Source organism: Pseudomonas sp. 15C (genome assembly GCF_055484735.1).
The window spans coordinates 71,063-83,183 of the sequence record NZ_JBUDGD010000004.1; the positions used below are offsets into that span (position 1 = coordinate 71,063).

The window sequence follows — 12,121 nt, forward strand, 5'->3', positions numbered from 1 at the left end:
CATGGCATCCTTCACGGCCCTGTGCGAACACGTAAGCACTGAAACGGCCAACGTAAAAGTCTTCACCCTGCGCGCGGTGGACGCCCCCGTCGAATTCCTCGACAGCCTGGAGGCAGGCAGACACGTGGCCCTGCACGCCGCGGACATGGCGGGCATCTATCACCAACGGTTGTATTCGATCACGCGCAAGCATGGCGTTGACCGGTTCGACATTGCGGTCAAGCGTGAAGGCCATGGCGGGGTTTCGGACCAGTTGCACGCTACGCTGCAAGCCGGCTCAACCACCGCGATGCAGTTTGTCGCAGGTGATATTTCGCTGGAGTCGGTTCTGGGTTGCCGCCAGGTCGGCATGCTCGCCGGCGGCATCGGCATCACCTTGCCGATTGCATTGCTGCGGGGTCTGGCCGTGCGCGCGCAGCGTGGATTGGCGGTGCCCGATGTGAGCCTGCTGCTGTGTGTGCCGTCCATCGCCGAGATTTCGTTTCTACAGGAGTTGCTGGAGCTTGAGCTGACCACATCGTGGTTCTCCTTGCGGGTGTTCGTAACCCGCGAAGCGGTTAACAACAACGGACACTTCATCGCCGGTCGCCCCGAGGTCCAGGACCTGAGTCGGCTGGGTAACCCCGACCGCGTGGTGATCTGCGGCAGCCATGGCTTCGCCCAGGGCATGCGCGAGCACACCCTGGGCATGTTCCCCGCGAGCCGCTTGCTCATCGAGTCATTCACGCCACCAGCCGCGCCGGCCTTCGCCGCTCAGCCGCAGGCTCAAGCCGACGCGACGCTGCGCCTGCATTTGAACCACAACGACCAGGTGCTGGAGCCGGCCGCCGGCAAGAGTTTGCTGGAGATGCTCGAAACCGGTGGCATCGAGGTACGCAGCCTTTGCCGCGCCGGCATCTGCGGTCACTGCCGGCTGAAAGTATCGGAGGGTCACTACACCCTTGAACCCGACTTTTGCCTGACGGAGAAAGACAAGGACGACGGCTACGCCCTCGCCTGCTGCACCTTCCCGCAATCCGGGACGATCAAGGTCGACCTCTCCACCACGGTATGAACACGTAACCTCCTTACTTCAACAACTGGTTTTTTCCATGAAAACTGCCATTGCATTGCGCCACATTCACTTCGAAGACGTTGGCACCCTGGATACCGTTCTCGCCGAAGCAGGCTATACGCTGATTTACCTCGACCCCACGGTCGACGCCATCTACAGCGAGCCGGTGCTGCAGGCCGACTTGTTGATCGTACTCGGCGGCCCGATTGGAGCCTATGACGAGCAGCTGTATCCGTTTTTGCACGACGAATTGAAACTGGTGCGCCAGCGCGTTGCGTCCGGCAATCCCCTGCTGGGCATCTGCCTCGGTGCGCAATTGATCGCCCGGGCCATGCAGGCCGACGTCTACCCGATGGGGGTCAAGGAGATCGGTTTTGCACCGCTGACCCTGACCGCGGCCGGTCAAGACTCGCCGCTCGCCGCACTGATGGACACCCCCGTGCTGCACTGGCACGGTGACCAGTTCGATGTGCCAGAAGGCGCTGTGCTGCTGGCCAGTACCCCGGTAGGTGCGCATCAGGCATTCGCCGTGGGCAACACGATTCTCGGCCTGCAATTTCACCTCGAAGCCGATACCGCCAACATCGAGCAATGGCTGGTCGGCCATGCCAGCGAGCTGGCACAAGCCGGCATCGACCCTGTTGCGTTGCGCAGCGAGGCCCTTCACCTCGGCGACCGCCTGACCCGCGCCGCGAGCCACGTCATGCGGGCCTGGCTGAACAACCTGGGCACCCCGATAAAACACTGATAGCGATCGGGCACCTGCCCAGCGCATTTGCACCGTGTAAACCACCTGAAAAATATCAAGGATGAGGAATCAAAAATGATCGTCGTTTTGTTTGAGTTACAGGCACTGCCAGGCCAGGGCGAGACCTATGTTGACCTGGTCAACAAGCTGACCCCGCTGCTTGAACCCATGGAGGGGTTTATCTCCGTCGAGTGCTTTCAAAGCACGCTCAACCCCAAGAAGGTGATGTCGGTCACCACCTGGCGCGATGAGGAGGCCGTGGTGCAGTGGCGCAACGTGACAGCCCACCTGTCGGCACAGCGCGCCGGACGCGACAAAATCTTCGATGACTACCGCGTGCGCGTGACATCGGTGATTCGCGATTACGGTCTGCGTGATCGCGAACAGGCACCGTACAACGTAGTGGTCGATGGTGAACCCGCCACGGCTGGCGCGGTGGTTTAACGGAGTATCTTTGCCACCTGCCCAACTGCGAGAGATTTATTGTCGGTGGTTGTGGTGAGCCGGGCTCACCACAACCCGCTCTTCGCCATCGATAATCGCGCAACGCCTGTTCGGTCATCCGGTGGACGCCTTTAAATAGAAAAAGCCCCTGAAATCAGGGGCTTTGGCATTGCTGGGAAATCTGTTTTTTAGCGGTGGATAACTTATTCCACTGTCACCGACTTCGCCAGATTGCGCGGCTGATCCACATCCGTGCCCTTGAGCACCGCAACGTAGTACGACAGCAACTGCAGCGGGATCGTGTAAAGGATCGGCGAGAGGATGTCGTGGATGTGCGGCATCTGTACCACGTGGGTGCCTTCGCCATTGGTCATCCCGGCCTTCTCATCGGCGAAGACGACCAGTTCGCCGCCACGGGCGCGGACTTCCTGCAGGTTGGATTTGAGCTTTTCCAACAGTTCGTTGTTCGGCGCAACGGTGACCACCGGCATGTCGTTATCCACCAGCGCCAGCGGGCCGTGTTTGAGCTCGCCGGCCGGGTAGGCTTCGGCGTGGATGTAGGAGATTTCCTTGAGTTTCAAGGCGCCTTCCATCGCCACCGGGAATTGCGCACCGCGACCGAGGAACAAGGTGTGGTTCTTCTCGGCGAACAGTTCGGCGATTTTTTCCACGGTGCTGTCCATCGCCAAGGCTTCGCCCAGGCGGGTTGGCAAGCGACGCAACTCTTCCACCAGCGTGGCCTCAACGCCTTTGGCCAACGTCCCGCGAACCTGGCCCAAAGACAGGGTCAGCAGCAGCAGGCCGACCAATTGCGTGGTGAAGGCTTTGGTCGACGCGACGCCGATTTCGCGGCCGGCCTGGGTCAGCAGGGTCAGGTCGGATTCGCGCACCAGCGAGCTGATGCCGACGTTGCAGATCGCCAGGCTGGCGAGGAAGCCCAGTTCTTTGGCGTTGCGCAGTGCGGCCAGGGTGTCGGCGGTTTCACCCGATTGCGAGATGGTCACGAACAGCGTATCCGGCTGCACCACCACCTTGCGGTAGCGGAATTCGCTGGCGACTTCGACCTGGCACGGGATGCCGGCCAGTTCTTCCAGCCAGTAGCGCGCAACCATGCCGGCGTGATAACTGGTGCCGCAGGCGACGATCTGCACATTGCGCACCTTGGCAAACAGCTCGGCGGCTTGCGGCCCGAACGCTTGCACCAGTACCTGATCATTGCTCAGGCGGCCTTCGAGGGTGCGCTGCACCACTGCTGGCTGCTCGTGAATTTCCTTGAGCATGTAGTGGCGGAACTCGCCTTTGTCGGCGGCTTCGGCACCGTCGGTGTACTGCACGGTCTGACGCTCGACGGCGTTACCGTCGACGTCCCAGATCTGCACGCTGTCGCGTTGAATTTCGGCGATATCGCCTTCTTCCAGGTACATGAAGCGGTCGGTGACCTGGCGCAGCGCCAGTTGATCGGAAGCGAGGAAGTTTTCCCCCAGACCCAGGCCAACCACCAATGGACTGCCACTGCGCGCAGCGACCAGACGATCCGGTTGTTGCGCATTGATCACGGCCAGACCATAAGCGCCGTGCAGTTCCTTGACGGTGGCTTTGAGCGCAACGGTCAGGTCTGGCTGCTGCTTGAGCTTTTCGGTGAGCAGGTGGGCGATGACTTCGGTGTCGGTGTCGGAAGTGAAGACGTAACCGAGCGCCTTCAGTTGTTCACGCAGCGCTTCGTGGTTTTCGATGATGCCGTTGTGCACCACCGCAATGTCACCGGAAAAATGCGGGTGAGCATTACGTTCGCAAGGTGCGCCGTGGGTTGCCCAGCGCGTGTGAGCGATGCCCAGACGACCGGCCAGAGGATGCTCGGTCAGCGCCGCTTCGAGCTCGCTGACCTTGCCCGGCCGGCGCATGCGCGCAAGCGTTGCGTCGTTGGTGTACACCGCCACACCGGCGCTGTCATAGCCGCGGTATTCAAGGCGCTTGAGGCCTTCGAGCAGGATCGCGGTGATATTACGTTCTGCCACTGCGCCGACAATTCCACACATGTTTATTTCTCCTGACTGACAGCCGCGCTAATCACGGTGATACCGCGGGCCTGAAGGTGATCGCGGGCCTCATCGGGCAGGCGATCGTCGGTAATTAGGGTATGGACGCTGCTCCACGGCAGCTCCAGGTTGGGGATCTTGCGGCCGATCTTGTCGGCCTCGACCATGACGATGACTTCGCGCGCCACTTCAGCCATTACCCGGCTCAGACCGAGCAGTTCGTTGAAGGTGGTCGTCCCGCGCACCAGATCAATGCCATCGGCGCCAATGAACAACTGATCAAAATCGTAGGAGCGCAGTACCTGCTCGGCGACCTGCCCCTGAAAGGATTCCGAATGCGGATCCCAGGTGCCGCCGGTCATCAGCAGCACGGGCTCGTGTTCAAGCTCGCTCAAGGCATTGGCGACGTGCAGGGAGTTGGTCATCACCACCAGACCCGGCTGCTGGCCGAGTTCAGGAATCATTGCGGCGGTGGTGCTGCCGCTGTCGATGATGATCCGCGCGTGTTCGCGGATGCGCTGAACCGCGGCGCGAGCAATCGCCTGCTTGTATCTGGAGACACTTTGCGCGGTTTCCGCGACCAGTTCCTGAGGCATGGTGATTGCTCCGCCGTAACGGCGCAGCAATAAACCATGACTTTCGAGCGCGGCCAGATCCTTGCGGATCGTAACTTCGGAGGTTTCGAAGCGCTTGGCCAGTTCATCCACACTGACTTCGCCCTGCTCGGTGAGCAAGGCGAGGATGTTGTGGCGGCGCTGGGGCGTATTGCGTTTCGACATGGCGGCTTATGTTTCGATTCGAAAGATAACGTAAGCAATCAAAACCTATCGAAACAATGTCGTCAAGCCGTTGCGAGAAAAATTCAGAAAAAGACGTGTGGGAGCGAGCCTGCTCGCGAAGGGGTCTCTCAGGCTAGTGAGTACACCTGATCAAACGCTTTCACGAGCGGGCTACCTGAGAACTGTGGATAACTCAGGATTTTTCGATTTTTACTGGCCGCTTCCAGCCATCGATATTTTTCTGCCGCGCCCGACCGACAGCCAGCTGCGCGTTATCCACATTTTGCGTGATCGTCGAACCGGCTGCCGTGGTTGCACCGCTGGAGATATCCACAGGCGCAACCAGCGAATTGTTTGAGCCGATGAACACATCCGCACCCAACACGGTTTTCCACTTGTTGGCGCCATCGTAGTTGCAGGTGATGGTGCCGGCGCCGATGTTGGTGCGCGCACCGATTTCGGCATCGCCCAGATAGGTCAGATGACCCGCCTTCGCGCCCTCGCCCATGTGGGCGTTTTTCAACTCGACGAAGTTACCCACATGCGCGCGAGCTTCAAGCACGGTGCCAGGACGCAGACGCGCGAACGGTCCGGCATCGCTGCCTTCGCCGAGAATCGCACCTTCGATATGGCTGTTGGCTTTGATCACCACGCCTTTGCGCAGGGTGCTGTCCTTGATCACGCAATTCGGGCCAATGACAACATCGTCTTCGATCACCACATTGCCTTCGAGGATCACGTTGATATCGATCAACACGTCTCGACCGACAGTGACTTCACCACGCACATCAAAACGTGCCGGATCACGCAGGGTCACGCCTTGTGCCATCAAACGACGACCGGCGCGCATCTGGTAATGACGCTCGAGTTCGGACAGTTGCTTGCGATCGTTGGCGCCCTGCACTTCCATCGGGTCATGTGGTTGTTCGGTGGCTACCACCAGACCATCGCTGACCGCCATTTCGATCACGTCGGTCAGGTAGTACTCGCCTTGGGCGTTGTTGTTCGACAGGCGGCTCATCCAGTCCGCGAGGCGATTGGCCGGCACGGCGAGAATGCCGGTGTTGCCTTCGGTTATCACGCGTTGGGCTTCGCTGGCATCTTTGTGTTCTACGATGGCGGCCACCTTGCCGTCGGCATCACGCACGATGCGGCCATAACCGGTCGGGTCGTCGAGTTCGACGGTGAGCAAGCCCATCTGACCAGGCACCACGTGCTTGAGCAAACGCTGCAAGGTTTCGACTTCGATCAACGGCACGTCGCCGTAAAGGATCAACACGGTGTCGGCAGTAATGAACGGCACCGCTTGTGCCGTGGCGTGGCCGGTACCGAGTTGTTTGTCCTGGAGGACGAAATTCAGATCGTCGGCCGCCAGGCGCTCACGCACCACATCGGCGCCGTGACCGATCACCACATGAATACGTTGCGGGTCCAGTTGACGGGCGCTGTGGATAACATGACCCAGCATGGAGTCGCCGGCAATCGGGTGCAGCACCTTCGGCAAGGCAGAACGCATGCGGGTGCCTTGGCCGGCCGCGAGGATAACGATTTCAAGAGACATGACTGGCTACCAATCCTGGGTGGTCAGCGACTGCGACCGGTTTACGGGAATTCGGAAAAGAAAAAAGGGTAGCCGAGGCTACCCTTTTTTATCAATCGCACAACAAGCGGCTGACGGATTAACCGCCAAACTTCTTGCGGATCTGCTGGACGGTGCGCAGTTGAGCTGCAGCCTCGGCCAGACGTGTGGCAGCGGCGCCGTAATCGAAGTCCGCGCCTTTTTCGTTCAGGGCATTCTCGGCAGCCTTGAGAGCTGCCTGAGCCTGAGCTTCATCCAGGTCGGCGGCACGTTGCACAGTATCGGCAAGCACCTTGACCATGTTCGGCTGAACCTCGAGGAAACCACCGGAGATGTAGAACACCTCGGCTTCCCCGCCTTGCTTGATCAGGCGGATCGGACCCGGCTTGAGATTAGTGATCAGCGGCGCGTGACCCAGAGCGATACCAAGATCACCCAGTGCACCGTGCGCAATCACCATCTCGACCAGGCCGGAAAAGATTTCCCCTTCCGCGCTGACGATATCGCAATGGACTGTCATAGCCATCTGATTGCCTCAACCTAAATTAGCGCCCGTTGCCGGGCGCCGGGATTACAGTTTCTTGGCTTTCTCGATCGCTTCTTCGATGCCGCCAACCATGTAGAACGCTTGTTCTGGCAGGTGGTCGTAGTCACCGTTGAGGATGCCTTTGAAGCCAGCAATGGTGTCTTTCAGGGAAACGTATTTACCCGAAGCACCGGTGAAGACTTCAGCCACGAAGAACGGCTGCGACAAGAAGCGCTGGATCTTACGAGCACGGTTAACCAACTGCTTGTCGGCTTCCGAAAGCTCGTCCATACCCAGGATCGCGATGATGTCCTTCAGCTCTTTGTAACGTTGCAGAACGTACTGAACGCCGCGAGCGGTGTCGTAGTGGTCCTGGCCGATCACGTTCGGGTCCAGCTGGCGCGAGGTCGAATCCAGTGGATCTACCGCCGGGTAGATACCCAGGGAAGCGATGTCACGGGACAGAACGACGGTGGCGTCCAGGTGAGCGAAGGTGGTCGCTGGCGACGGGTCGGTCAAGTCGTCCGCCGGTACGTATACCGCCTGGATCGAAGTGATCGAACCTTCCTTGGTCGAAGTGATACGTTCCTGCAGAACGCCCATCTCTTCAGCCAGGGTCGGCTGGTAACCTACTGCCGAAGGCATACGGCCCAGCAGTGCGGATACTTCAGTACCGGCCAGGGTGTAACGATAGATGTTGTCGACGAACAGCAGAACGTCGTTACCTTCGTCACGGAACTTCTCGGCCATGGTCAGGCCGGTCAGGGCTACGCGCAGACGGTTTCCCGGCGGCTCGTTCATCTGACCGTAAACCAGTGCCACTTTGTCCAGAACGTTGGAGTCCTTCATCTCGTGGTAGAAGTCGTTACCCTCACGAGTACGCTCACCCACACCGGCGAACACGGAATAACCGCTGTGCTCGATGGCGATGTTACGGATCAGTTCCATCATGTTTACGGTTTTGCCTACACCGGCACCACCGAACAGACCGACTTTACCGCCCTTGGCGAACGGGCAAACCAGGTCGATAACCTTGATGCCGGTTTCCAGCAGGTCGTTGCCGCCCGCTTGCTCGGCGAACGAAGGTGCAGGACGGTGAATGCCCCAGCGCTCTTCGGTGTCGATCGGGCCAGCTTCGTCGATCGGGTTGCCGAGGACGTCCATGATCCGGCCCAGGGTCGCTTTACCGACCGGTACGGAGATGGCTGCGCCAGAGTCGCTGACTTCCAGACCGCGCTTCAAGCCCTCGGTGGAACCCATCGCAATGGTACGAACCACGCCGTCGCCCAGCTGCTGCTGAACTTCCAGAGTGGTTGCGGCCGCGCTTTGTACAGTCAGCGCGTTGTAGATGCTCGGTACGCTGTCGCGTGGAAATTCCACGTCGATAACGGCGCCGATGATTTGAACGATACGTCCGCTACTCATAGCTGGATCCTCTGAATATTTGAACCGTTAAACCGCGGCAGCGCCGCCGACGATTTCCGAGATCTCTTGGGTGATCGCAGCCTGACGCGCCTTGTTGTAGATCAGCTGCAAATCGCTGATCAAATCACCGGCGTTGTCGGTAGCGTTCTTCATCGCGATCATCCGCGCAGCCTGTTCAGCCGCGTTGTTCTCGACCACCGCCTGGTAGACCTGCGACTCGACGTAACGGACCATCAAGCCGTCAAGCAGCTCTTTGGCATCCGGTTCGTAGAGATAGTCCCAGTGGTGTTTGAGATCCTGATCCGGGGTGGCCACCAGTGGAATCAACTGCTCCACGGTAGGCTGTTGCGTCATGGTGTTGATGAACTTGTTGGACACCACGGACAGGCGGTCAATACGGCCGTCCAGGTAGGCATCCAGCATCACCTTGACGCTGCCGATCAGATCATTGATCGACGGCTCTTCACCCAGGTGGCTGATAGCTGCAACGACGTTACCGCCGAAGTTGCGGAAAAAGGCCGCACCCTTGCTACCAACGACACACAGATCGATCTCGACGCCGTTTTCGCGGTTTACCGCCATGTCCTTGACCAGGGCCTTGAACAGGTTGGTGTTCAAGCCGCCGCACAGACCACGGTCACTGCTCACGACGACATAACCGACGCGCTTGATTTCGCGGTCGATCATGAACGGGTGGCGGTATTCCGGGTTGGCGTTGGCCAGATGCCCAATTACCTGGCGGATACGCTCCGCATAAGGACGGCTAGCAGCCATGCGCATTTGTGCCTTGCGCATTTTGCTGACCGCCACTTTTTCCATGGCGCTGGTAATCTTTTGCGTGCTTTTGATGCTCGCAATCTTACTGCGAATCTCTTTTGCGCCTGCCATGTAACACCTATCAGGTTAGCAAGCGGGAGCCTCGCGGCTCCCGCTGCGGCTTACCAGGTTTGGGTGGCCTTGAACTTCTCGATACCGGCTTTCATGCCAGCGTCGATTTCGTCATTGAAGTCACCTTTAACGTTGATCTTCGCCATCAAATCGGCGTGATCGCGGTTGAAGAAAGCAATCAGCGCTTGTTCGAAGCTGCCGACCTTGGCGATTTCAATGTCAGTCAGGAACCCACGCTCAGCGGCATACAGCGACAGCGCCATGTCAGCGATCGACATTGGTGCGTATTGCTTCTGCTTCATCAGCTCGGTAACGCGCTGACCATGCTCAAGTTGCTTGCGGGTCGCTTCGTCCAGGTCAGAAGCGAACTGGGCGAATGCCGCCAGTTCACGGTACTGAGCCAGAGCGGTACGGATACCACCGGAGAGCTTCTTGATGATCTTGGTCTGAGCGGCACCACCCACACGGGATACCGAAACACCGGCGTTCACTGCAGGGCGGATGCCCGAGTTGAACATGGCCGATTCCAGGAAGATCTGACCGTCGGTGATGGAAATCACGTTGGTCGGAACGAACGCGGAAACGTCGCCAGCCTGGGTTTCGATGATCGGCAGTGCGGTCAGGGAACCGGTTTTGCCGGTCACTGCGCCGTTGGTGAACTTCTCTACGTATTCTTCCGAAACGCGGGATGCGCGCTCCAGCAGACGGGAGTGGAGATAGAACACGTCGCCTGGGTAAGCTTCACGGCCTGGTGGACGGCGCAGCAGCAGGGAGATCTGGCGGTAAGCCACTGCCTGCTTGGACAGATCGTCATAAACGATCAGCGCGTCTTCACCGCGGTCGCGGAAGAATTCACCCATGGTGCAACCGGAGTACGGTGCCAGGAATTGCAGCGCAGGAGATTCCGAAGCACTGGCAGCCACGATGATCGTGTTGGCCAGGGCGCCGTTTTCTTCCAGCTTGCGAACCACGTTGGCGATGGTCGATTGCTTCTGACCGATCGCTACGTAGACGCAGAAAATGCCGCTGTCTTTCTGGTTGATGATCGCGTCGATCGCCAGAGCGGTTTTACCGATCTGACGGTCACCGATGATCAGCTCACGCTGGCCACGGCCGACCGGGATCATGGCATCGACAGCCTTGTAGCCAGTCTGTACAGGCTGGTCTACCGACTTACGCCAAATCACGCCTGGAGCAACTTTCTCGACCGCGTCGGTCTCGGTGTTGCCCAGTGGACCTTTGCCGTCAACAGGGTTACCCAGTGCATCGACTACGCGGCCCAGCAATTCCTTACCAACAGGAACTTCGAGGATGCGGCCGGTGCACTTGGCGCTCATGCCTTCAGCCAGCGACTGGTAGGAGCCCAATACCACGGCACCTACGGAGTCCTGCTCCAGGTTGAGGGCCATACCGTAGACGCCGCCCGGAAACTCGATCATCTCGCCGTACATGACGTCGGCCAGACCGTGAATCCGCACGATGCCGTCAGATACGCTGACGACAGTGCCTTCGTTACGGGCTTGGGAGGTCACATCGAGCTTGTCGATGCGGCCCTTGATAATTTCACTTATTTCGGAAGGATTGAGTTGCTGCATTGCTCTGCTGCCCCTTCAAACTCAAGATTTCAATGCTTCGGCAAGTTTCGCGATTTTGCCGCGAATCGAGCCATCGATAACCAGGTCGCCGGCGCGGATCACGACACCACCAATCAAGGCAGCGTCCTCCGCAACTTGCAGGCGCACTTCCCGGTTGAGTCGTGCACTGAGAACCTTGGCGAGTTTGTCTTGCTGTTCTTGGTTCAATGCGAAAGCACTGGTCACTTCAACGTCTACCGATTTCTCTTGTTCGGCCTTGTACAGGTCGAACAGAGCGGCGATCTCCGGCAGAAGCAGGAGACGGTCGTTTTCGGCAACGACGTTGATGAAGTTGCGTGCCTTTTCATCAAACTTGTCGCCGCACACGTCAATGAACGTGGCGGCCTTTTCTGCGCTCGTCAGTCGCGGGGCCTTGAGCACGCGCTGCAGGGTGTCGTCTTGCGACACCGCTGCTGCCAGGCCGAGCATGGCTGACCAATTGGCCAGTTGCTGGTGGGCCTGAGCGTGCTCGAAGGCCGCCTTAGCGTAAGGTCGGGCCAACGTGGTCAGTTCTGCCATGATCGCCCTCGCTTAGATTTCAGCAGCCAGTTGGTTAACCAGCTCTGCGTGCGCGTTTTGATCGATTGTGGCACCCAGGATCTTCTCGGCGCCGCCAACAGCCAGCAAGCCCACTTGGGCACGCAGCTTGTCTTTGACGCTGTTCAGTTCCTGTTCGATCTCGGCTTGAGCCTGAACCTTCACACGGTCAGCGTCGATACGGGCTTTTTCAACAGCCTCTTCGACGATCTGGTTACCGCGTTTCTTGGCTTGCTCGATGATTTCAGCTGCCTGAGCTTTCGCTTCGCGCAGTTGCTGACCCGCTTTTTCTTGGGCCAACTCCAGGTCGCGAGCTGCACGGCTGGCAGCGTCCAGACCATCAGCGATCTTCTTTTGACGTTCGTGCAGAGCAGCGATGACCGGAGGCCATACATACTTCATGCAGAACAGTACAAAAATCAGGAACGCAACGGACTGGCCAATCAGGGTCGCATTAATGTTCACGCCAAC

General features: G+C 58.9%; 12 protein-coding genes. 3 read left to right on the plus strand and 9 right to left on the minus strand.

The genetic code is table 11. The annotated features are described in order from the left end of the window. Position 1 precedes the first annotated feature (1 nt). From ACYYKW_RS04020 to ACYYKW_RS04030, 3 genes are all read left to right on the plus strand, one after another. A complete protein-coding gene (locus ACYYKW_RS04020; protein WP_464989478.1) occupies positions 2 to 1,054 on the plus strand; it encodes a 2Fe-2S iron-sulfur cluster-binding protein in 1,053 nt (350 codons plus the stop codon). A 37-nt stretch (positions 1,055 to 1,091) separates the two neighbouring features. Continuing rightward, positions 1,092 to 1,802, plus strand: coding sequence for a glutamine amidotransferase (locus ACYYKW_RS04025; RefSeq protein ID WP_464989479.1), 711 nt, complete (start codon positions 1,092 to 1,094; stop codon positions 1,800 to 1,802). Between the two features lie 75 nt (positions 1,803 to 1,877). Further along, a complete protein-coding gene (locus ACYYKW_RS04030; protein WP_090287817.1) occupies positions 1,878 to 2,246 on the plus strand; it encodes an antibiotic biosynthesis monooxygenase family protein in 369 nt (122 codons plus the stop codon). Positions 2,247 to 2,449: 203 nt separating this feature from the next. Here ACYYKW_RS04030 and glmS read toward each other — a convergent pair whose 3' ends face one another. From glmS to ACYYKW_RS04075, 9 genes are all read right to left on the minus strand, one after another. Further along, a complete protein-coding gene (gene glmS / locus ACYYKW_RS04035) occupies positions 2,450 to 4,282 on the minus strand; it encodes a glutamine--fructose-6-phosphate transaminase (isomerizing) (RefSeq protein ID WP_336356589.1) in 1,833 nt (610 codons plus the stop codon). Between the two features lie 2 nt (positions 4,283 to 4,284). Beyond that, positions 4,285 to 5,061: a DeoR/GlpR family DNA-binding transcription regulator gene (locus tag ACYYKW_RS04040; protein ID WP_464989480.1), complete on the minus strand. Its 777-nt coding sequence runs from the start codon at positions 5,059 to 5,061 to the stop codon at positions 4,285 to 4,287. A gap of 193 nt (positions 5,062 to 5,254) precedes the next feature. Continuing rightward, positions 5,255 to 6,622 carry a bifunctional UDP-N-acetylglucosamine diphosphorylase/glucosamine-1-phosphate N-acetyltransferase GlmU gene (gene glmU, locus ACYYKW_RS04045; RefSeq protein ID WP_464989481.1) on the minus strand — a complete coding sequence of 456 codons (1,368 nt, stop codon included), beginning with the start codon at positions 6,620 to 6,622 and terminating at the stop codon, positions 5,255 to 5,257. 118 nt (positions 6,623 to 6,740) lie between these two features. Continuing rightward, positions 6,741 to 7,166: a F0F1 ATP synthase subunit epsilon gene (locus ACYYKW_RS04050; protein WP_016772407.1), complete on the minus strand. Its 426-nt coding sequence runs from the start codon at positions 7,164 to 7,166 to the stop codon at positions 6,741 to 6,743. Between the two features lie 45 nt (positions 7,167 to 7,211). Then, entirely contained in the window at positions 7,212 to 8,591 is a 1,380-nt protein-coding gene (atpD, locus tag ACYYKW_RS04055) for a F0F1 ATP synthase subunit beta (protein ID WP_090287822.1), read from the minus strand. A gap of 27 nt (positions 8,592 to 8,618) precedes the next feature. Beyond that, a complete protein-coding gene (gene atpG, locus ACYYKW_RS04060; RefSeq protein ID WP_007911960.1) occupies positions 8,619 to 9,479 on the minus strand; it encodes a F0F1 ATP synthase subunit gamma in 861 nt (286 codons plus the stop codon). Between the two features lie 50 nt (positions 9,480 to 9,529). After that, positions 9,530 to 11,074, minus strand: coding sequence for a F0F1 ATP synthase subunit alpha (gene atpA, locus ACYYKW_RS04065; protein WP_016772405.1), 1,545 nt, complete (start codon positions 11,072 to 11,074; stop codon positions 9,530 to 9,532). Between the two features lie 21 nt (positions 11,075 to 11,095). Then, positions 11,096 to 11,632, minus strand: a complete 537-nt coding sequence (locus tag ACYYKW_RS04070; protein ID WP_016772404.1) for a F0F1 ATP synthase subunit delta — start codon at positions 11,630 to 11,632, stop codon at positions 11,096 to 11,098. 12 nt (positions 11,633 to 11,644) lie between these two features. Next, positions 11,645 to 12,115 (minus strand): F0F1 ATP synthase subunit B, encoded by a 471-nt coding sequence (locus tag ACYYKW_RS04075; protein ID WP_016772403.1) that lies wholly within the window; start codon positions 12,113 to 12,115, stop codon positions 11,645 to 11,647. Positions 12,116 to 12,121 lie beyond the last annotated feature (6 nt).

Coding starts and splice junctions, on each gene's coding strand:
- ACYYKW_RS04020 (WP_464989478.1), top strand. CDS start 2: ATGGCATCCTTCACGGCCCTGTGCGAACACGTAAGCACTGAAACGGCC.
- ACYYKW_RS04025 (WP_464989479.1), top strand. CDS start 1,092: ATGAAAACTGCCATTGCATTGCGCCACATTCACTTCGAAGACGTTGGC.
- ACYYKW_RS04030 (WP_090287817.1), top strand. CDS start 1,878: ATGATCGTCGTTTTGTTTGAGTTACAGGCACTGCCAGGCCAGGGCGAG.
- glmS (WP_336356589.1), bottom strand. CDS start 4,282: ATGTGTGGAATTGTCGGCGCAGTGGCAGAACGTAATATCACCGCGATC.
- ACYYKW_RS04040 (WP_464989480.1), bottom strand. CDS start 5,061: ATGTCGAAACGCAATACGCCCCAGCGCCGCCACAACATCCTCGCCTTG.
- glmU (WP_464989481.1), bottom strand. CDS start 6,622: ATGTCTCTTGAAATCGTTATCCTCGCGGCCGGCCAAGGCACCCGCATG.
- ACYYKW_RS04050 (WP_016772407.1), bottom strand. CDS start 7,166: ATGGCTATGACAGTCCATTGCGATATCGTCAGCGCGGAAGGGGAAATC.
- atpD (WP_090287822.1), bottom strand. CDS start 8,591: ATGAGTAGCGGACGTATCGTTCAAATCATCGGCGCCGTTATCGACGTG.
- atpG (WP_007911960.1), bottom strand. CDS start 9,479: ATGGCAGGCGCAAAAGAGATTCGCAGTAAGATTGCGAGCATCAAAAGC.
- atpA (WP_016772405.1), bottom strand. CDS start 11,074: ATGCAGCAACTCAATCCTTCCGAAATAAGTGAAATTATCAAGGGCCGC.
- ACYYKW_RS04070 (WP_016772404.1), bottom strand. CDS start 11,632: ATGGCAGAACTGACCACGTTGGCCCGACCTTACGCTAAGGCGGCCTTC.